Genomic DNA, 21,232 nt, shown 5'->3' on the forward strand with positions numbered 1-21,232 from the left:
CCTGGGTTCTACTAAAGATTAGAATTGAGTTTCAAATGATTTAACACAAAGTTGTTGAATTGTGAGAAGCGATGGTGGCGACTCCTGGTCGACTAAAAGCGGTCACGTCCTGTGACCAACGTCGACATTAGGCCGTCCAGGCCGTCACGGGAATAGCATGAGTCTCGAGACCCCCAGAGGGCCACAGGATGTGGGTCACTTCAGCGTTCGGACAGGACGTCCGGTACTTAGCCGAAGTTCATTTAGTTGCCGAGGAGGCTCGAGCCATGCCCGCGGAAAGCGTCCACCGATAGCGGATCACAATATCAACAACGAACTTCATCAAAGGCTAAGTCTAAGATAAAGTTGGTGTTTCGATTTTCTTCACGTCATCTAGATATTCTTCATAACTCATTTCACGGTCAATGACACCTTCATCTGTAATTTCAATAATGCGGTTGGCGATTGTTTGAATAAACTGGTGGTCATGTGATGTGAACATAATTGAGCCTTTAAAATTAATTAGGCCTTCGTTTAATGATTGAATCGATTCTAAATCTAAGTGGTTCGTCGGATTATCTAATAATAATACGTTCGCTTCACTTAACATCATCCGCGAAAGCATAGCACGAACTTTTTCACCACCCGAAAGCACATTCGCTTTCTTAAATACTTCATCACCAGAGAATAACATTCGACCTAAGAAGCTACGTAAGAATTTTTCGCTTTCGTCTTGAGGTGAGTAATCACGTAACCACTCGATTAACGTTTTATTATTCCCTTCGAAAAACGCAGAATTGTCTTTCGGGAAGTACGATTGAGAAGTGGTCACACCCCACTTGAATGAACCCTCATCTGGCTCTAATTCACCCATTAAAATTTGAATTAATGTTGTTTTAGCTAAATCGTCACCGAGTAAAACAACTTTGTCATCTTTATTCATACGGAATGTAACGTTATTTAATACCTTTTCACCATTAACCGTTTTAGACAAGTTATTCACTTCTAAAAGATCATTACCAATTTCGCGATCTGGTTTAAACGCAATGTAAGGGTAGCGCCTGGATGATGGTTTAATATCATCAAGCGTGATTTGATCGAGCAACTTCTTACGAGATGTTGCCTGACGTGACTTAGACGCGTTGGCACTAAATCGAGCAATAAACTCTTTCAGCTCTTTAACTTTTTCTTCTTTTTTCTTATTCTCTTCTTGCGCCATTTTTTGTGCTAATTGGCTTGATTCATACCAGAAATCATAGTTACCGACGTATAATGTGATTTTCTCAAAATCTAAATCCGCAATATGCGTACAAACATTATTTAAGAAGTTACGGTCGTGGGAAACGACAATAACGGTATTCTCAAAGTTAATTAAAAACTCTTCTAACCAACGAATCGCTTGAATATCAAGTCCGTTTGTTGGCTCATCAAGTAAAAGAACATCTGGATTACCGAATAATGCTTGCGCTAATAAGACTTTTACTTTTTCACTTTCTGGTAAGTCTTTCATCTGTTTATGGTAATATTCTTCTTTAACACCTAAACCAGATAATAAGGATGCGGCGTCACCTTCAGCTTCCCAACCATTCAATTCTGCAAATTCACCTTCAAGTTCTGCTGCACGCATACCGTCTTCTTCAGTGAATTCACCTTTTGCATAAATGGCGTTTTTTTCTTGCATGACATTATATAATTGTTCATGTCCCATCATGACAACTTGTAATACATTCTCTTCTTCGTAAGCAAAGTGATCCTGTTTAAGCATGGCAATACGTTCATCTTTGCCAATCGAAACTTGACCTTCTTGTTGTTCAATTTCTCCGGACAATATTTTAAGAAATGTTGATTTACCAGCGCCATTCGCACCGATTAATCCGTAACAATTTCCTTTAGTAAATTTTATAGAAACATCTTCAAACAGTTTACGATCAGAAAATCGTAACCCGACATTTGTAACTTGTAACATGACTTTTCCTCCACTTCATAGTTTACCACATTTAGTATAACACGGATGAAATTCATTGCCGAATAATTTCTTTAATATAGACAAATAAAACCCTCCAGCAATTATACTGAAGGGTAGATGTTAAGCAATCGTTATATTTTCGTTGTATTTTTCATCTGTATTCTTTGCTCCATCATCCGTATGCTTTTCGATAAATGAAATTGTATAATCATTGAATTGATTTGCTTGGTCAATATTACAAACATGACCGGAGTCATCAATGATTTGTAATGACGCATTAGGATCACGGTCAGCAGCAAATTGTGCTCCTTTCAAGAATACATGATCTTCATCACCCATCAAATACAATTTAGGTATCTGTTTCGGCATGGATAAAAATCGCTTATATAAACTTTTTGAAACCGTCAGTAGTTCTGTCCACCGAACAAATTCCCGTTGCCCCAGTTTTGAGGCTTCATTCACAAATGTCGTACGTGAATCTTTGTGGTTCTTTTTTGGCATTAAAATACGTGCAAAAAACTTATATAACAACATATAAGGCACAAATGAACGTACTTTATATGCAATTTTGAATAGCATATCCGTCCAAAACTTCCATTTTACAACCGCGCCACCCATCGTCATCGATGCGACACGATCTGGCATTTTATGGCCAATTTCTGTCATGACCATCGACCCTAATGAAATCCCGATGAAATGGGCTTTGCGTAAACTCAGATGATCTAATACTTCTAAAACTTTATCTGCTATATTGCGTGTCGTATATTTGGCATCTAATGGTTTGCTTTTTCCATGTCCAGGAAAGTTTATAAATAAACAATTAAAGTTTTTCTTAAATTGCTTAGCTTGTTTATAAAAAATCGTGTGATTTCCACCAACACCATGTAAAAATACAACCCATTCCTGGCTCGAATCGTGCTGATATATTTTATAATCTAATAACATGAAGTGCCTCCCCAACAACCTAAACATACATTATTCTTATTATAATTTATCACATATTCACTCAACTGTCATGCAAAGCCGTATTGGCAATTATGTGACAACCTTCTATATCTTTCCTAGTTTAGCGGTTATCTATTTTAATTTTTTGAAAAAATTCACCTTTTATGATTATGAAGTAGTATTTACGGGTAGAGATGAAATGAATCGGATTTTGTCACAAAATCGTAATTTTTTTAAGGAGGGATTAAGTCTCTTACTTATTAATGATGATCTCAAAGCAACACATTAACAAATTTATGAGAGGAGAATGAACATGTCAGACTTAAATCAATCTATGCAGAGTATGATGAATGACTTGATCCAAGCTTTACCTAATGTCATCGGAGCACTTTTATTATTACTTCTTGCTTGGATCGTCGCTAGCATTTCCAAAGCTATTATTCAGAAATTACTCGTAAAAGCGAAAGTTGGTTCAGCATTAGAGAAAACACCAATCGCTGAATCCAAAGAATCAGCAGATCACACTTTACGTTCAGTTGGTAAGATTGTTTACTATTTAGTATTCATTCTGTTTATACCAGCCATTCTTAATGCCTTAAATATGGATGGTGTATCAGAGCCAATCACGAATATGATGGACAAGATTCTTGGGTTTATCCCGAACTTATTAGCAGCAGGAATCATATTAATTGTTGGTTATTTTGTCGCTAAATTAGTTAAAGAGATCGTTCTCAAGTTTTTACAAAGTCTAAAAGTTGATGATTGGTTTAACAAAGTGAATCCGAACAAAGACGACCAATCTTTAGAAGAAAATCAAGACAGCTTAGCAAATGTTTTAGCGAATATTTTATTCATCGTTATTCTAATTCCTATTATTACTGTGGCACTTGAAGCACTAGAAATCTCTTCTGTGTCAGACCCTATTGTGATGGTGTTAGATCAAGTACTAGCATTAGTACCAAATATCTTAGTTGCGATTATCTTATTGATTGCAGGTTATTACATTGCATCACTCGTTAGTTCATTACTAACCAATCTGTTAAATGGTACAGGGATTAACAATATCTACAGTTCATTTGGCATTGATGAAGCTAATAAACCTAATGTAGATCTTGCTAAAATTATTGGTACGACCGTTAAAGTACTAATTATTCTATTCTTCACAGTCGAGGCGTTTAATGTCCTCCAATTAGAAGTGTTAAATAAAATTGGTTCGGCGATCATTACGTACCTACCGTTCCTAATTAGCGCTCTAGCTATTCTGGGAATAGGCTTATTCGTAGCCAACCTACTAGCTAATCTTATGATGAAATATTCAAATAGCAAGCTATCTGCAACACTCGTTAAATATACGGTGATTGTGTTTGCAGTCTTCATGACACTGGATCAATTACAATTTGCTCCTAGCATTGTGAACCTAGCCTTCATGCTTATTCTTGGTTCACTAGCTGTTGCGTTCGCCATTTCATTTGGTATTGGCGGCCGTGATTTTGCCAAGAAACAACTTGAGAAGTTAGATGAGAAAATGAATAATAAAGAGTAATACGTTAAATGATAACCAGGACTAGGTAGACCTAGTCCTGGTTTTATTTTGTGATTTCAAGTTATTTCATAAATCGGTGAACTAATCAAATAAATAAGCGGGGAAATGAAATAAGTTTAAAGACTTATTTCATTTCTCCGCAAAATATAAAAAAATCGTTTGATGAAAAGTCATCAAACGATCCTTAACCATATGCATATGGAGATGGCGGGACTCGAACCCGCGTCCAGAGATATCGCCACTCAGGCTTCTACGAGTGTATTCGATTTATTGTCATTCGCCGATTCTTCAGCCAACCGACAGGCTTCCGAATGGCTAGTCTGATTAATCTCTTCTAAAGACCTCAGACGGTGGCCTTTAGCGTAGCCCGCTTCATTTTGAGACCCTTCAATCTACCACACGGGCGATGGCAGGAAGGATCCTGCAGCCTGCTTTACGCAGCTACAGCGAAATCGTTTTGTTTGCCAGTTATTATTAACTGAATGACGTTTAACGAGTCGTCACCTCGACTCGCTACCTGAGCTCGATCTATCCCTGTCGAATCCAAAACATCCCCGATTAAAGATGTTTGGCTATTAACCGAACGTTACAAACTTATTATAACATGAGGGTAGCCATTTGAAAAACGGTAAGCTTTTCCACTAATAGTCTTTCAACGCACGCTCGACATCACGTTTCATATCCTTTTGTTTCAAGTCTTCACGTTTATCATATTTCTTCTTACCACGGCCGACACCAATCAATAATTTAGCGACACCATTTTTGATATACATTTTCAGCGGCACGATCGAATAACCCTTTTGTTGGGTTTCGCCTGACAATTTATTGATTTCTTTACGGTGCAATAACAATTTACGAGCACGTGTTGGCTCATGATTAAATTGATTCCCCTGTTCATACTCCGATATATGCAAATTATGAACGTATAATTCACCTCGCGACACTCGAGCAAATGAATCTTTTAAATTCACTCTCCCCGCACGAATCGCTTTAATTTCCGTTCCTCTTAGCACAATTCCTGCTTCAAACGTTTCTTCAATATGAAAATCATGTCTTGCTTTACGATTTGTAGCAATGGCATTTGAATCTTTTTGCGGCATATTTACCCTCCTCACTGCAAAAGCTATTTTACCAAAAAGAAGCGTCCATTTAAACTGTCTTCTCCTTAGATTGACGGTTTCTTATAATTCGTCATGATCATTCAAAAATTTTTTCGTTATTTTTAATGCATTGTAATAGACAATTGTTTTTATGTTGTGGCATTCTAACTAATTAGGGAAACGAAAGATATGGAGGTTTTGTTATGATCGACACAATGCAAATACGACAATTAACTATAGATGATGAATCCCTTGTTGCCAACATGCAAACAGGTATTGAAGATGACTATGTGGTTCGGGTATTCGAGCGTTTAGTAACTCACGATAACCAACGACTATATGGCCTTTTTTCTGAAGGAGAACTCGCTTCGATCGCTGGTTACACAGTCTATCAAGGTCAGTATGGCATGTTAGGGCGTTTAAGAAGTGATCAACGCTTTTTAGGCAATGGTCATGCAACGAGCATTATTCAATATGTAATTAACGAGTTAGAGCAATTAGACCCTATCAAATGGATTGGGGCTAACACACAATTAAATAATTTCGCTGCTAAACGTGTCTTAGAGAAATTAAAATTACCTCAACTTGAGATGTTATATCCTGCTGTTTTGACACAACCTGAACAAATGCCGGAAGCTACTGGCGATACTTGGAAGGAACTCACGACACTAGAAGAAAAACGTCGTTGGATTGATCCGATCAAACAAGATGACTCGGTAATCTTTCCGTTAGAATCTTATTATCCATTTCCAGCTAGTCCAGCTTTATTAACAGATGATTTACTTGAAAGTTGGACGTTTTTCGAAAATGATGCACAAGATCGTTTCATTATTGTTAAACATGATCAAAAGAAAAATCAATATGCACATGTCGTCTATTTATGGGATGACTTATTTGAACAACCTGGATTGATGAAAACATTATATGAAACGTTAAGTAAGTTTAAGCAACAATATGGAGATGATCTTAACCTCCGTTTTGATATTCCAGAATCAACTCGACAGTTAATCCCAAATGACGAAGCATTTACTTTCCAAGATCCTTGGATTCTACACGGTTATTGGAAAAAATAAGAGGCTGCGATTCGCAGCCTCTTATTTTATGCCTTTTTCTTTTTCTTCGGTTTTTTCATTCCGACGATTTCAAAATCGACAACACGTTCTTCGATATTTGTACCTATTACTCGGACTTTTAATTCATCACCAATCCGGAATATATTACCTGTTCGTTCACCAATCATCACTTGATGCTGTTGGTCGAAGTTGTAATAATCATCTGTTAGGTGACTAACATGGACAAGTCCTTCAATCGTATTCGGAAGTTCTACGAATAAACCAAAGTTCGTGACTGAATTAACGATACCATCATACTCTTCACCGATTTTATCGGACATGAACTCAGCTTTCTTGAGATCATCTACTTCACGTTCGGCATCAACTGCACGGCGCTCCATATCTGATGTATGACGCGCAACAGCCGGAAGTTCTTCCTTCCATTTAGCCGTTGTATCAGCACTTAAGTCATCTTGGATTAAATAAGTGCGAATTAAACGGTGGACGATTAAATCTGGATAACGTCGAATTGGCGACGTAAAGTGCGTATAATAAGAAGTAGCCAGTCCAAAGTGACCGACACTTTCAGCCGCATATTTCGCCTGTTGCATCGAACGTAACATTAATTTCGAAACGACGAGATCTTCTTTACTACCTGATACTTGATCCATAACTTGTTGTAAAGCTTTAGGATGAATATCATCAGCCGTTCCTTTCACTTGATAGCCTAAATTGGTGACAAACTCAAAGAAATGGCGTAGTTTCTCTGAATCAGGATCTTCGTGAATACGGTGGATAAATGGCACGTCCATCCAATGGAAATGTTCCGCAACCGTTTCGTTCGCCACAAGCATGAATTCCTCAATCATGCGTTCAGCTACACCACGTTCACGTAATACAACATCAGTTGGATGGCCTTCTTCATCAACTTCAATCTCCGCTTCTTTAAAATCAAAATCAATCGCGCCACGGTCCATACGCTTATGTCTTAAGGTTTGCGCAAGAGATGCCATTGTCTCGAACATCGGCACAAGTGTTTCGTATTCTTTCCGCGTAGCCTCATTACCTGCTAAAATATCATTTACATCTGTATAAGTCATACGAGCTGCAGTCTTAATCACAGCAGGGAAAATCTCATGTTGGACGACTTTGCCCGCATCATCAATTTCCATTTCGCAGCTTAATGTTAAGCGATCAACTTGAGGATTTAATGAACAGATTCCATTTGATAAGCGATGCGGAATCATTGGAATCACACGGTCTGTTAAATAAGCACTCGTACTGCGTTCATATGCTTCTTTATCAATTGGTGATCCTTCTTTCACATAATGAGTAACATCAGCAATGTAAACACCTAATAAAAAGTTACCATTATTTAATTGCTCAATCCGCACAGCGTCGTCTAAATCCTTCGCATCGGCACCATCAATCGTCACAATCTGCTTGTCCCGTAAGTCACGACGTCCCTTAAGATCATCATCTGCTATCGTATCGGGTACATTATTCGCTTGATCAAGTGTTTCTTGATCAAATTCTGCTTTAATTCCATGCTTGTGAATGATAGCTAGGATATCAATACCAGGATCATTTTTATGACCTAAAATTTGTGTAATTTCACCTTCAGCACTCTTAGTCTCTTTAGGATACTCTTTGATTTTTACAATGACTTTATGGCCATCAACTGCGCCATTTTCATTGCCTTCCTTTATAAAAATATCACCCGGAATTCGTTTATCATCAGCAATCACAAAGCCGAATCGTCCGTTATCTTGATAAGTACCGACAATATTTTGGTCGCTTCGTTCAACAATTCGAATCACGGTACCTTCTGGTCGGTTACCATTTGCGGAGTCATTTTCGATTCTAACTAGAACCGTGTCACCGTTCATCGCCGAATTTAAATCAGACTGATGAATATAAACATCTGACTGTTCTTCACGATCTGGGATTAGAAAGGCAAATCCTTTCGAGTGCATTTGGATGCGTCCACGAATTAAATTCATTTTCTCAGGTAAACCATAACGATCTTTACGGTTTCTAATTAACATGCCTTCTTCTTCTAGTTCATTTAATGCTTTCACCAATGTTTTCAATTCTTCGCTGTCTTCTAATTCTAATTCGTCTTGTACCTCTTCAACACTTAATGGTCGTGTTGCCTCTTCTTGAAAAAAGGTATTTAATCTTGGTTTCATTTCTGCTAATTCCATATTGTTCACCTCTGCATTCATTTTTTATTTTGACCAATCTAGTTGCTCTAAGTAATGGTGAATATCTTCGTGGACTTGTTCTTTATAATCACTTAAAGTAATAACATGTGGTGCACCTTCATACCATTTAATATCTTTTTGATCGCAAGAAACATTATCATAAATATGCTGTGCACTATCTTGGTTAATCATTTCATCACTACCGGCTTGTAATACAAACGTAGGCGTATAAATCGTATCTAGGTCTTGCTCAACAGAATTTATTAATTGACTTAATGTTTCAAACGTTTCAGTAGACTGTTCCATCAGTTCGTCTACTTCTTGTTCAATCGTTTCTTTGTCTTTCTGTTCAAGCTGTTTATATTCTTTGGCTTTGAATCGATAGCCAGCAGATAGTTCGTCCTTATTATCAAAAAATATCGGCGTACATATCGGAATAACACCTTTAATCGGTTTATTCATTGCTAGTTTGAGTGATAGAACTCCACCTAGTGATAAACCAGCAACAGCTATTTCTTCATAGCCTAATTCTTTCAAATGATCATAAGCTGCTTCTACATCTTCCCACCAGTCTGCGGCTGTTGTTTTAGCTAGCTCTTCAGGTGGCTTACCATGACCACGGTAAATGGGTGCATGAGTTGTATAGCCTTGCTTTTCTAAATAACGGCCTAACATCCGGACATCTGCCGAATGGCCTGTAAATCCATGTAGAAGTAGAACGGCGCGTGGGCCTGCTTCGAATGTAAATGGTTTAGGTTCTTTGATTTTCATGTCGGTCTCCCTTTCTAATCTACTAATTGATACATTTCCCTAATTATGCCACTTTTAATCATCTTATTTGATTAAAAAAGAACAGCAAGTTTGATAACTTGCTGTTCCCATGAGCGGTATTATTTATTGCACGATATAACCTAATAGGAATGTAACCACCATAAACGACACACCTAAAACGACCGTTAAACGGTGCAGAATCCCTTCCATACCTCGTGCTTTTTGTTTACCAAATAATTGTTCAGCGCCACCAGAAATCGCGCCAGATAAACCAGCACTTTTTCCTTGTTGTAAGAGAACAACGGTAATTAACGCAATCGTATTAATAAATAATAATGTCGCTAAAACTCCATACATTGCATTGACCTCCTCATGCTTACGCACAAATCCATAAGTTTACTTTAGCACAAACAAGACGACCAATGCAAGATAGTTTTTAGGCATTGGAATTAAGCGATGGTTTGTCATCTTCTTCTTCATCTAAATCGGGTTCCGTTTCATTAATGTACAAGGCACAAGCTGCATCACCCGTAATATTAACAGCCGTACGTGCCATATCAAGTAGACGGTCAACACCGAGAATGAGCCCAATCGCTTCAACAGGCAAGCCAACTTGGTCTAATACCATCGCGAGCATAATCAAACCAACACCTGGAACACCCGCTGTACCAATCGATGCTAAGACCGCGATCAAGACAACTGTTAACATTTCCGTTAAGCTTAAGCTCTGTGCATAAACTTGAGCTATAAAGACCGTTGCGACACCTTGCATAATCGCTGTACCATCCATATTAATTGTCGCACCAACTGGTTGCACAAACCCACTTACCGATTCTCGCACACCTAAACGCTTCTGTGCGGTTGTCATGGATACTGGTAGTGTCGCACTACTACTTGCTGTACCAAACGCAACACTAATCGCTTGGGCAAAGTTTTTTATGAACCAAACTGGACTTTTCTTCGCCATAAATTTAATGACAGAGCCGTACGTGATGACTGCATGAATCAGTAAGGCAGCTAGGACAACTAAGAAGTAAGCGAACATTGATTGAATAGCTTCTAATCCAACACCACCTACAGCTGAAGCAATAAGAGCAAACGCACCCAATGGCGCCATATACATAATGATTTTGATTAAATACATCACAAGATCAAAGGCTTGTTCAAATAAATGATAGATCTTATCCGTTTTCTTACTTAAGACAGCTAAAGCAAATCCGATAAAAATAGAGAAAAAGATTATTTGCAACATTTCGCCACTTGCCATGGCATCGATCGGATTCGTCGGAACAATATTGACTAATGTCTCGACAACAGAAGGTGTCTCCTCTGCTTGATATTCTTCTTCAATTTCAACTGAATCAAGTAACCCTGGTGTTCCCGGTTTAACTAACAATGCTAGCGACATCGCAATGGTTAATGCAACAGTTGTTGAAAGAAGGAAAAACCCGATCGTTTTTCCACCAATGCGCCCTAACTTTTTCGGATCACCTAGACCTGCTGTACCAAGTACAATTGAAACAAATACAATAGGCACAACCATCATTTGAATCAAACGTAAGAAAATATCGCCAATTGGGGATAAAACATATTGATCAACTGGACCAAATAAGTCAGGTAGAAAGAAGTTCATACCTAAACCAACAGCAATACCTAGAATTAGTGCAATGATGATTTGCTTCGTTAAATTCTGCAACGTAAATCCTCCTTCATATTCTTAGATGTTCATGCAAACGCTTACTAAAAATATAAAACTATTATAATTTTTAAGTCGTGCTATAAATTATAGTAAAAATAATGTTAATTGCAATTGTTTTTTTATGTCAGATTTAATATGGGCAATGAGTCATACAAATTTTGTTAAATCTACCTCTGAAATCGAATGATGAACAGTTGATGTCAATCTATCGGCGGTTTAGTTGATATATCAGCGCCATTGCGGTTATGAGCGCCGATATATTTTGCATATCAGCGACTTTTAGATTATTTCGGCGCCTCGCGATTTTTATCAGCGCCATTCTGAAAATATCGGCGACTTACCAATTTTATCAGCGACTTTACTAGATTGATCGGCGATCATGAGATGAGCAGCTTTTTTCCATGTAGGTCGCTGATATTTTTGTCATATCAGCGACTTATGAAATATATCAGCGGCATCCTGATTATTTCAGCGCCCTACCGAATATATCGGCGCCTCAAAACATATATCAGCGAGATTCCAATTATATCGGCGACTTCACCAAATTTATCAGCGACTCCAACATATATATAAGCTACCTCTCCTAAATAAAAAACACCCAAGGCGGTTAGCACGCCTTGGGTGAACCTACTCGCTTATTTTAGGTTATAGAAAGCTGATTCGCCTGCGTAAAAAGCTGTAGACATTAAATCGCCTTCGATACGTAGAAGTTGATTATATTTAGCTACACGATCTGTACGAGATGGTGCGCCTGTCTTAATTTGACCAGCATTTGTTGCGACAGCAATATCTGCGATGGTTGCATCTTCAGTTTCACCTGAACGGTGTGAAATAACTGCTGTATAGCCAGCGCGTTTGGCCATTTCGATTGCTTCGAATGTTTCAGTCAGTGTACCAATTTGATTCACTTTAACAAGGATAGAATTGCCGATTCCTTTTTCAATACCTTCTTCTAGTTTCTTCGTGTTTGTTACGAATAAGTCATCGCCTACAAGTTGAACACGGTCACCGATACGCTCTGTCAACACTTTGAAACCGTCCCAATCATTTTCATCTAGGCCGTCTTCAATACTGACAATTGGGAATTTGTTAATTAAGTCTTCGTACCAATCGACCATTTCTTCAGCTGTACGTGTGACGCCTTCACCTTTAAGATTGTATTTACCGTCTTGATAAATTTCAGAAGCCGCGACGTCCATTGCTAATTGAATGTCCGATCCGATTGTATAACCTGCTTTTTCAACCGCTTCAACGATTGTTTCAAGCGCTTCTTCGTTAGACTTCAAGTTCGGTGCGAAACCGCCTTCGTCACCGACGCCTGTTGCATAACCTTTTCCTTTAAGTACTTTCTTAAGCGCGTGGAAAATTTCAGCACCTTGGCGAAGGGCTTCTTTAAACGTAGGAGCACCAACTGGCATGATCATAAATTCTTGGATATCGACGTTATTATCCGCGTGCTCACCACCGTTTAAAATGTTCATCATAGGTGTTGGTAGTGTGCTTGCTGAGAAGCCGCCAAGATATTTATATAAAGGTTTTCCTTCAAAATCGGATGCTGCATGAGCTGCTGCCATCGATACGCCTAAAATGGCATTTGCTCCGAAGCGTCCTTTGTTTTCAGTTCCGTCTAGTTCAATTAAAGTTTGATCAATTAAAAGTTGTTCTGTTACGTCGAAACCTTCAATTTCTGGTGCGATGATTTCATTAACGTTTTCGACAGCTGTTTCAACGCCTTTACCTAAGTAACGGTCATTGTCACCGTCACGTAGTTCAACTGCTTCGTATTCACCTGTTGAAGCACCACTTGGCACCATTGCTTTACCAAAGGCACCTGAGTCTGTCATGATTTCAACTTCGACTGTTGGGTTACCTCGAGAATCTAACACTTCGCGTGCATTGACATCTAAAATATAAGGCATAGATTGTCACTCCTTGATTTATTTTTTAGCTTTGTTAAAGTCCGTTGTTGAAATTGTGATCCGCTTTCGGTGGACGCTTTCCGTGGGGCACGGCTCAAGCCTCCTCGGCCCAAGTGCGTGGCCTTGCGGGGTCTTGAGACGCGTGCTGTTCCCACTGGAGTCGCCACCTTCGCTTCTCACAATTCAACAACTCAATGCTACATCATTTGAAAAACAACACTAAACATTAACAGAGTCTATTTTTTAATTAATGATTGACCTGTCATCTCTTCAGGCTGTTCGACATTTAATAATTGTAATAACGTTGGTGATAAATCACCTAATACCCCGCCTTCGCGTAATTCAACACCTGGCTTAGTCACGGTTACGGGTACAGGATTTGTCGTATGAGCTGTCATCGGACTACCATCATCATTTAAAACGATATCCGAGTTGCCATGATCTGCAGTAATGATTACGGATCCACCTAAGGAATGAATTTTCTCAACAACTTTTCCGAGACATTCATCGACAGCTTCAACCGCCTGAATCGTTGGCTCTAGCATACCAGAATGACCGACCATATCTGGGTTCGCAAAGTTTAAAATCGTTAAATTAGGGGCGTCCTCATCATAAGCTTCTAATAAAGCGTCTGTTACTTCATAAGCACTCATCTCGGGCTTCAAATCATACGTCGCAACTTTTGGCGAGTCAATTAAAATGCGTTTCTCACCTTCAAACGTTTGCTCAGCTCCACCGTTCATGAAATAGGTGACATGTGGATATTTCTCAGTTTCAGCAATCCGCAGTTGACTCATGCCTTGATTAGAAACGACTTCACCAATCGTGTTCTTCGGTGAATTCGGTGGATAAACGACATCCACATCAAATTGATCACTATATTGTGTCATCGTCACCATATATAAATCGTTCAAATCGTCGTAACCTTGTTCGAATTGATCTAACTGGTTATTCGAAAACACATCTGTCAGCTGTTGCGCACGGTCTGGGCGGAAGTTAGCAAATAAAATCGCATCGCCGTTGTTCACTGTTGCCATTGGTTCATCTTTTTCATTCGTTAACACAAATGGTTCAACAAATTCATCAACGACATCTTGTTCATAAGAAGCTTCTACGGCTTGAATAGCATCTTTAACATGCTTACCTTCGCCTAAACGAATCGCACGGAACGCTTTTTCAACACGATCCCAGCGCTTATCACGGTCCATTGCATAATAGCGACCAGACACAGTGGCTAGTTGGCCAAGATTGATATCATCCATCTTAGCTTGCAGTCGTTCTAAATAAGTGACAGCGGTTTTCGGACCAACATCACGACCATCTAAGAAGGCATGTACATAGACATCGTTAATGCCTTGTGATTTAGCCGCATCGAGCATCGCGTGGATGTGGTTCTCATGGCTGTGAACGCCACCATCTGACAACAAGCCGAATATATGCCATGCGCCTTCATGCTCTTTGACGTGATTCGCTGCATTCGTGAAGCTTTCATTTCCTTGGAAATGACCGTCTTTAATCGCTAGGTTAATACGCGTTAGGTTTTGATAGACAATGCGGCCAGCACCTATATTTAAATGACCTACTTCAGAGTTACCCATTTGACCTTCAGGAAGGCCTACTGCTTCACCTGATGCGGTTAACGTTGTATGAGGGTACTCCTTCCAATAACGATCAAAATTTGGTGTATGAGCTTGTCTAACAGCATTACCATAGTCTTCATCACGCATCGCAAAGCCATCTAGAATAATTAATGCGGTTAATGGTTGCTTAGGCATTAGCACCAGCCTCCACGAGTTTCACAAATGAATCTTCTTCTAAACTAGCGCCACCAACTAATGCACCATCAATATCCGATTGACTTAGCAATTCATCAATATTAGCTGGTTTTACACTACCACCATACTGAATACGGACAGCTTCACTGACGTCTTCTGAGAAAGTATTCTTCAACACTTGGCGAATGTGGGCACAAACATCATTCGCTTCTTCACTTGTTGCCGTTTTTCCAGTTCCAATCGCCCAGATCGGTTCATAAGCGATCACAACTTGCTTGGCTTGTTCTTCAGTTAAATCTGCTAATCCAGCTTTCACTTGCTTTTCGACAAATGTAAACGTCTCGTTATTCTCGCGTTGTTCTAAAGACTCACCGACACAAACAATCGGTGTCATGTCATGTTGGAATGACGCTTTCACCTTTTGGTTAACTGATTCGTCTGTCTCGCCAAACATTTCACGGCGTTCAGAGTGTCCTAGGACAACATAATCGACTAAAATGTCTTTTAACATTTCTGGACTAACTTCACCTGTAAAGGCGCCACTATCTTCAAAATGCATGTTTTGTGCAGCGATTCCAAGAGAGGTTTCACGAGCTGCTTCCGTTAATAACGGCAGATGGATATACGGTGCGCAGACAACCGCTTCAACCTGCTCAGCATCTGGTAGTTGTTCACGCACGTTTAAAACAAAGCGAGCCCCATCACCCGCTAATTTATTCATTTTCCAGTTACCTGCAATAATTGGTTTACGCATTTATTTCACCTCTTCGTCTAGTTCGTTAAGGGCAGCTACACCTGGAAGAACCTTACCTTCCATGAATTCAAGAGATGCACCGCCACCTGTTGAAATGTGATCCATTTGATCTGCATAATTAAACTTCTCAACAGCTGAGGCTGAATCGCCACCACCAATTACGGTATAGCCTTCAGTTTCTGATAAAGCTTTAGCGACACTTTTCGTACCATTAGCAAATGCCTCATATTCAAAGACACCCATTGGACCATTCCAAATGACCAATTTAGAATCACGGATGATTTGTGAGAAGTTCTCTACTGTTTCTGAACCAATATCAAGGCCTTCCCAATCACTAGGAATTTCATCAATTGGTACCACTTTTGTATTCGCTTCTTCAGAAAAATCATCTGCTACTGTGACGTCTACTGGAAGATGTAAAGATACACCTTTATCTTTCGCTTTTTGGATAAATTGTTTCGCTAAATCAATATTTTCTTCATCTAATAATGATTGCCCAATCTCATGACCTAGCGATTTAATAAACGTGTAGGATAAGCCGCCACCAATTAATAGGTGATCCACTCGATCGATTAAGTGATCAATCACACCAATTTTATCTTTAACTTTCGCACCACCGATGATTGCTGTGAATGGACGTTCAGGGTTGTCTAACGCTTTACCTAGTACTTCGATTTCTTTTTCTAATAAGAAACCTGAAACAGCTGGTAAATGGTGAGCAATCCCTTCTGTTGAAGCGTGAGCACGGTGAGCTGCACCAAATGCATCATTTACATATAAATCTGCTAATGACGCGAATTGTTTCGCTAATGCTTCATCGTTCTTCTTCTCACCTTTTTCAAAACGAACATTCTCTAAAAGCATAACGTCACCTTCTTCAAGTTCACCGACTGCCTTAGAAACATCTTCACTATAGACATCATCCGTTTTAAAAACAGGTTGTTCTAAATAATTACTTAAATGTTGTGCAATAGGATCGAGTCGAAGCTCTTCTACCACTTCACCATCTGGACGACCTAAATGGCTTGCTAGAATGACTTTCGCTCCGTTTTGTATTAAGTACATAATCGTTGGTAGAGCTGCTTGAATTCGGGTATCATCGGAAATTTCACCTTTTGACATAGGAACATTAAAATCGACACGACAAAAGACGCTTTTTCCTTGTAATTCAACATCACGTAAATTCATTTTTCGTTTCACTTGAATACCTCCAAGGCTAAATTTAAGGAGGGACATATCTAGTCCCTCCTTCTATTTTAGAACAAGTCTTGTGATAAAGAAACACTTACTCGCTGTGTTATTTACTCTAAGCCTTGTTCTGCCATATAAACAGCTAAATCTACACAACGGTTAGAATAGCCTGATTCGTTGTCATACCAAGAAACAACTTTAACCATATTATCTTCCATTACTAATGTTGAATCACCATCAACTATTGAAGAATGTGGGTCACCATTGTAATCAGATGATACTAGCTGTAAGTCACTGTAGCCTAGAATGCCTTTTAGTTCACCTTCAGCTGCTTCTTTAAGTGCATTATTAACGTCTTCAACTGTTACATCTTTGTCTAGCTCTGCTGTTAAGTCAACGAGTGAAACGTTTGGTGAAGGGACGCGCATTGCCATACCTGTTAATTTACCATCAACTTCTGGTAGGACTTTACCAACGACCTCAGCTGCACCTGTTGTTGTTGGGATAATGTTTTGCGCAGCCGCACGTGCACGACGATAATCTTTATGTGGTAAGTCTAGAATTTGTTGATCGTTCGTATACGAGTGTACGGTTGTCATAATACCGCGATTTAATCCGAATTTATCACTTAGTACTTTAGCAACTGGTGCTAAGCAGTTTGTCGTACATGACGCGTTAGAAACGATATTGTGTGCTTTAGGGTCATAATCGCTTTGGTTAACACCCATTAACAGTGTCTTATCTTCTTGCTTACCTGGAGCAGAGATAATGACTTTCTTCGCACCAGCATCGATGTGTTTTTGAGAATCTTCACGCTTCGTGAATAGGCCTGTTGATTCAATCACAACCTCAACACCTAAGTCACCCCAACCTAAATTAGCTGGATCGCGTTCTGACATTACTTTAATTTCTTTACCATCTACGAGTAGGTTTTCACCTTTTGCTTCCACATCTTCTGGTAGTGTGCCGTGAACTGTGTCGTATTTAAGTAAGTGCGCTAACATATTAGCATCTGTTAAATCATTGATTGCAACAATTTCTACATCATCATTGTTTAACGCTGCACGAAACACGCGACGTCCAATTCTTCCAAATCCGTTAATTCCTATTTTTACTGCCATAAAAAATGCCTCCCATTTTTTAATTAATATTCTTCAAGTAAATGACGAGCAATAACCTCATCAATTACTAAGACATCACTTTCTCCCCATTTCAAATAAGCAGAAATGGCTTCACATTTCGAACGACCGCCAGCAACGGTGATCATTCGACTTCGTTCTTTTAAATCATCCATGGCTAAACCAATCGAATTGACTCTGTGTACAGTTTTCCCGTTTTTGTCGAAGTAATAACCAAAAGATTCACCAACAGCTTGATGTTCGTTAATTTTATTTAATGTTTCAGCTGCTGTCTTACGCCGTTTCGCCATAGTCTCAGCATCACCGATTCCATGAATCACGATATCGGCTTGCTTCATCAACTGTAATACTTCAACAATGGTCGGTTCTTCTTGCATTTTTGCATGTAATTCTTCACCAATTGAATCAGGGACATACAACAATCGGTATTCGCCATCTGTCTGCGACGCCATTTTGACACAAATCGAGTTGGCCTGGTATTCATGCAAGTCACCTAAACCACCACGCGCAGGAACAAATAGTGGTTTCACGCCATCGACTGGTTGCAGGTAATCGGCAACCGCAGCCATCGTCGAACCACCTGTGACTGTCACAACTGAATCACCATGATAAAACGCAATCAATAAATTAGCCGCCTCTTTCCCTAATAATGATTTAACTTCATGTGGTGACGTATCCTCATCACCCGGAACAACTTTCACTTGCTCTACAGGCAGACGTTCCATGAGCTGTTGCTCCATGAAATCAAGGTCTGAACCTTCTTTCAATACTTGGTGATAAGCGCGGATGACCTCTGAACCATCTTGGGTAACATACATCCCTTTGGAAGTAATTGAAATTAAGCCTTGTTCATCTAAAAACTCAGTTTCACTTCGCATTTGGCGTTCTGTTTTACCTAATTGCTCAGCTAATGAACGCCGACCGACCGGTTCAGTCTGGCCAATCATCTTTAACACATGATACCTGGCATCCATCTTCTCTAACAGATCAGGTACTAACTTCTTTTGAAAATCAAAAATACGGTGCAAAAAGACATCACCTTCTTATCACCTTGTCTTATAACTCTACTTACTCAGTTATGGTGGTGGACATCGATTGACCTTTGGTGAGTCAAAAAATGTCCCGCTTACAGCAAAAAAATAATCTACTATTAGAATAGCAGAACCCCTTACTGATTTCAAATATTAAGTAAGGTGTTCTTGCAAAAATTGTTCTAATGTAGCGAATGAAATTGAATCGGCTGATAATTCGCGTGATCCTATGCGTACAACTGGAATCAACAAAAAGTAATCCTCAAGTAATCGCTCATCTTGATAAATATTTTGCTCAACAATTGAAAAATGATAATCCATCTGCAAAATTTGCAACAATTGTTTCACGTCTTCACATAATTTACAGTTTTGTTTCGTATAAAAATAGACTATTGCGCTGTCACGGGCCATTTGGTGAACACTCCTTATCCGTTTCAGATGACGGTCATAAATAAACGACCTTTTATAAATTAGTGGGTCCATTCCGATCCTTGATTAAAGTCGAATCGCTATCAAAGCTCCTAACCACTAACATTCCCATATCCTATAATAATTCAAACATTAAAAATCCGAAAGTATCCTGTTTCAAGGATACTTTCGGATTAAACAATTTTAAGAATCCTGGTGCTTATCTTGCTCGCCCCACCACTCAACATTTTTCAGGCCATGCTTACTAGCTTGAAACTCTGGATCATAGCCATCTTTACGTTGTTGGATATAATCACCTAAAACGCGGAAAGCAATGCGACTGAGTAATAGTATAGCAATTAAGTTGACTGTTGCCATCATCGCCATAAATAAGTCAGCCATATTCCAAACAATATCAATGGAAGCTAGCGAACCGAACATAACCATAAATAGCACGACAAAGCGATAAACGTTACGCCATAATTTACTATGTTTTAAGAAATCAATATTTGATTCACCATAATAATAGTTACCAATTAATGAACTGAACGCGAATAAGAAGATCGTCACAGCTAAGAAAATAACAGCCCAATCCCCAATTTGCGCACTTAAAGCAGTCTGGGTTAACTGAATGCCGTCTTCTGTATGACTCGCAAAGTCACTGTATAACAAAATCACAAACGCCGTCAGTGAACAAACCACAATTGTATCAAAAAAGACAGCTAATGACTGCACGAGACCTTGCTTCGCTGGGTGACTAACGCCTGCTGTCGCAGCAGCGTTTGGCGCACTACCCATACCTGCTTCGTTTGAGAATAAACCACGTCTAATTCCTTGCATCAATGCAGCGCCAGCACCGCCACCAACAGCCTGTTCTAAGCCAAATGCATGTGACACAATCATCATGAAAATACGAGGTACTTCAGACAAGTTCATAAACACAACGACCAGTGAGACTAAGACATAAATGACCGCCATAATCGGCACAATGGTTCCTGAGACAACCGCAATTCGCTTAATACCACCGAAAATAATAATACCGGCTAAAACAACGAGTACAATTCCCGTCACAATTGGATCAATATCAAATGCTTTCTCAACAGCACCTGAAATCGTATTCGCTTGTACCGCATTAAATACTAATCCGAATGTAATTGTAATTAATACTGCGAATAATACAGCCATCCAACGTTGGCCGAGTGCTTTTTCAATATAATAGGCTGGACCACCGCGAAACCCATTTTCATCGGGCACTTTATACACTTGCGCAAGCGTACTTTCGATAAACGCCGTCGCCATGCCAATTAGCGCAATCATCCACATCCAAAAGACAGCACCTGGACCACCTATCGCAACGGCTAAAGCGACACCAGCTAAGTTACCTGTCCCGACACGTGATGCAATACTAATACTAAACGCTTGAAAGGCATTTGTTCCGCGCTTACCACTTTGTTCAACCGCTTCTTCGCGAATAACCTTGAACATTTCCGGAAACAATCGGAACTGAACAAAGCGACTGTATAATGTAAAGAATAGTCCTGCAAAAATTAATAAATAAACTAATAAATAATCCCAAAATATTTGGTTACCAATCCCAATTAATGTACTAAGAAAATCCATTTTCACCTCTCCTTTCTAAATAGTTGTCATCATTTTATCAATTTTTTAGCGACAAATGAATTGTTTTTTTGTGTTTTTAACGCATAGAATCTCAAAATTTTTACTAGTCAACGTGCAAAAAAACTCGGCCTTT

General features: G+C 39.2%; 17 protein-coding genes and 1 other RNA gene. 2 read left to right on the plus strand and 16 right to left on the minus strand.

Annotated features, from left to right (window positions below; translation table 11 throughout):
* Positions 1-334: 334 nt before the first annotated feature.
* A complete protein-coding gene (locus FHR85_RS07855) occupies positions 335-1,945 on the minus strand; it encodes an ABC-F family ATP-binding cassette domain-containing protein (protein ID WP_167262324.1) in 1,611 nt (536 codons plus the stop codon).
* A gap of 120 nt (positions 1,946-2,065) precedes the next feature.
* On the minus strand, positions 2,066-2,890 hold the full coding sequence (locus tag FHR85_RS07860; RefSeq protein ID WP_167262325.1) for an alpha/beta fold hydrolase: 825 nt from the start codon (positions 2,888-2,890) through the stop codon (positions 2,066-2,068).
* A 313-nt stretch (positions 2,891-3,203) separates the two neighbouring features.
* Here FHR85_RS07860 and FHR85_RS07865 point away from each other — a divergent pair, with 313 nt between their 5' ends.
* Complete coding sequence (locus FHR85_RS07865) at positions 3,204-4,433, plus strand: mechanosensitive ion channel (protein WP_167262326.1); 1,230 nt, start codon at positions 3,204-3,206, stop codon at positions 4,431-4,433.
* 196 nt (positions 4,434-4,629) lie between these two features.
* On the opposite strand, the gene ssrA is transcribed toward FHR85_RS07865, so the two are convergent.
* Both ssrA and smpB read right to left on the minus strand, forming a co-directional pair.
* Positions 4,630-4,989: a transfer-messenger RNA gene (ssrA, locus tag FHR85_RS07870) on the minus strand.
* An 85-nt stretch (positions 4,990-5,074) separates the two neighbouring features.
* A complete protein-coding gene (gene smpB / locus FHR85_RS07875) occupies positions 5,075-5,533 on the minus strand; it encodes an SsrA-binding protein SmpB (protein WP_167262327.1) in 459 nt (152 codons plus the stop codon).
* A 203-nt stretch (positions 5,534-5,736) separates the two neighbouring features.
* On the opposite strand from smpB, the gene FHR85_RS07880 reads away from it, so the two are divergent.
* Positions 5,737-6,606: a GNAT family N-acetyltransferase gene (locus FHR85_RS07880; protein ID WP_167262328.1), complete on the plus strand. Its 870-nt coding sequence runs from the start codon at positions 5,737-5,739 to the stop codon at positions 6,604-6,606.
* A 26-nt stretch (positions 6,607-6,632) separates the two neighbouring features.
* On the opposite strand, the gene rnr is transcribed toward FHR85_RS07880, so the two are convergent.
* From rnr to FHR85_RS07940, 12 genes are all read right to left on the minus strand, one after another.
* The gene (rnr, locus tag FHR85_RS07885) at positions 6,633-8,792 is read right to left on the minus strand and encodes a ribonuclease R (RefSeq protein WP_167262329.1); all 2,160 of its coding nucleotides are present in this window, start codon (positions 8,790-8,792) and stop codon (positions 6,633-6,635) included.
* 24 nt (positions 8,793-8,816) lie between these two features.
* Positions 8,817-9,563, minus strand: coding sequence for an alpha/beta hydrolase (locus FHR85_RS07890; RefSeq protein WP_167262330.1), 747 nt, complete (start codon positions 9,561-9,563; stop codon positions 8,817-8,819).
* Positions 9,564-9,686: 123 nt separating this feature from the next.
* Positions 9,687-9,920 (minus strand): preprotein translocase subunit SecG, encoded by a 234-nt coding sequence (gene secG / locus FHR85_RS07895; protein WP_167262331.1) that lies wholly within the window; start codon positions 9,918-9,920, stop codon positions 9,687-9,689.
* Positions 9,921-9,999: 79 nt separating this feature from the next.
* Positions 10,000-11,259 carry a dicarboxylate/amino acid:cation symporter gene (locus FHR85_RS07900; protein ID WP_167262332.1) on the minus strand — a complete coding sequence of 420 codons (1,260 nt, stop codon included), beginning with the start codon at positions 11,257-11,259 and terminating at the stop codon, positions 10,000-10,002.
* A 638-nt stretch (positions 11,260-11,897) separates the two neighbouring features.
* Positions 11,898-13,181, minus strand: a complete 1,284-nt coding sequence (gene eno, locus FHR85_RS07905) for a phosphopyruvate hydratase (RefSeq protein ID WP_167262333.1) — start codon at positions 13,179-13,181, stop codon at positions 11,898-11,900.
* A gap of 236 nt (positions 13,182-13,417) precedes the next feature.
* On the minus strand, positions 13,418-14,956 hold the full coding sequence (gene gpmI / locus FHR85_RS07910; protein WP_167262334.1) for a 2,3-bisphosphoglycerate-independent phosphoglycerate mutase: 1,539 nt from the start codon (positions 14,954-14,956) through the stop codon (positions 13,418-13,420).
* Entirely contained in the window at positions 14,949-15,710 is a 762-nt protein-coding gene (gene tpiA / locus FHR85_RS07915; protein WP_167262335.1) for a triose-phosphate isomerase, read from the minus strand. The genes gpmI and tpiA overlap by 8 nt, the downstream gene beginning before the upstream one ends.
* Positions 15,711-16,946, minus strand: coding sequence for a phosphoglycerate kinase (locus FHR85_RS07920; RefSeq protein WP_424923981.1), 1,236 nt, complete (start codon positions 16,944-16,946; stop codon positions 15,711-15,713).
* A 65-nt stretch (positions 16,947-17,011) separates the two neighbouring features.
* Entirely contained in the window at positions 17,012-18,022 is a 1,011-nt protein-coding gene (gene gap / locus FHR85_RS07925; protein WP_167262336.1) for a type I glyceraldehyde-3-phosphate dehydrogenase, read from the minus strand.
* A 23-nt stretch (positions 18,023-18,045) separates the two neighbouring features.
* A complete protein-coding gene (locus tag FHR85_RS07930; protein WP_167262337.1) occupies positions 18,046-19,068 on the minus strand; it encodes a sugar-binding transcriptional regulator in 1,023 nt (340 codons plus the stop codon).
* 156 nt (positions 19,069-19,224) lie between these two features.
* Entirely contained in the window at positions 19,225-19,482 is a 258-nt protein-coding gene (locus tag FHR85_RS07935) for a glutaredoxin family protein (protein WP_167262338.1), read from the minus strand.
* A gap of 201 nt (positions 19,483-19,683) precedes the next feature.
* The gene (locus FHR85_RS07940) at positions 19,684-21,099 is read right to left on the minus strand and encodes an alanine/glycine:cation symporter family protein (RefSeq protein WP_167262339.1); all 1,416 of its coding nucleotides are present in this window, start codon (positions 21,097-21,099) and stop codon (positions 19,684-19,686) included.
* Between the last annotated feature and the right edge of the window lie 133 nt (positions 21,100-21,232).

It is taken from the genome of Alkalibacillus almallahensis (assembly GCF_011761495.1).
Taxonomy (GTDB): Bacteria; Bacillota; Bacilli; order Bacillales; family Alkalibacillaceae; genus Alkalibacillus; species Alkalibacillus almallahensis.

Excerpts from the sequence above, each read along its gene's own strand:
- FHR85_RS07855 (WP_167262324.1), bottom strand. The coding sequence starts at position 1,945 with ATGTTACAAGTTACAAATGTCGGGTTACGATTTTCTGATCGTAAACTG.
- FHR85_RS07880 (WP_167262328.1), top strand. The coding sequence starts at position 5,737 with ATGATCGACACAATGCAAATACGACAATTAACTATAGATGATGAATCC.
- tpiA (WP_167262335.1), bottom strand. The coding sequence starts at position 15,710 with ATGCGTAAACCAATTATTGCAGGTAACTGGAAAATGAATAAATTAGCG.
- FHR85_RS07940 (WP_167262339.1), bottom strand. The coding sequence starts at position 21,099 with ATGGATTTTCTTAGTACATTAATTGGGATTGGTAACCAAATATTTTGG.
- gap (WP_167262336.1), bottom strand. The coding sequence starts at position 18,022 with ATGGCAGTAAAAATAGGAATTAACGGATTTGGAAGAATTGGACGTCGC.
- FHR85_RS07860 (WP_167262325.1), bottom strand. The coding sequence starts at position 2,890 with ATGTTATTAGATTATAAAATATATCAGCACGATTCGAGCCAGGAATGG.
- secG (WP_167262331.1), bottom strand. The coding sequence starts at position 9,920 with ATGTATGGAGTTTTAGCGACATTATTATTTATTAATACGATTGCGTTA.
- gpmI (WP_167262334.1), bottom strand. The coding sequence starts at position 14,956 with ATGCCTAAGCAACCATTAACCGCATTAATTATTCTAGATGGCTTTGCG.
- rnr (WP_167262329.1), bottom strand. The coding sequence starts at position 8,792 with ATGGAATTAGCAGAAATGAAACCAAGATTAAATACCTTTTTTCAAGAA.
- FHR85_RS07920 (WP_424923981.1), bottom strand. The coding sequence starts at position 16,946 with ATGTCCCTCCTTAAATTTAGCCTTGGAGGTATTCAAGTGAAACGAAAA.
- FHR85_RS07890 (WP_167262330.1), bottom strand. The coding sequence starts at position 9,563 with ATGAAAATCAAAGAACCTAAACCATTTACATTCGAAGCAGGCCCACGC.
- smpB (WP_167262327.1), bottom strand. The coding sequence starts at position 5,533 with ATGCCGCAAAAAGATTCAAATGCCATTGCTACAAATCGTAAAGCAAGA.
- eno (WP_167262333.1), bottom strand. The coding sequence starts at position 13,181 with ATGCCTTATATTTTAGATGTCAATGCACGCGAAGTGTTAGATTCTCGA.
- FHR85_RS07865 (WP_167262326.1), top strand. The coding sequence starts at position 3,204 with ATGTCAGACTTAAATCAATCTATGCAGAGTATGATGAATGACTTGATC.
- FHR85_RS07935 (WP_167262338.1), bottom strand. The coding sequence starts at position 19,482 with ATGGCCCGTGACAGCGCAATAGTCTATTTTTATACGAAACAAAACTGT.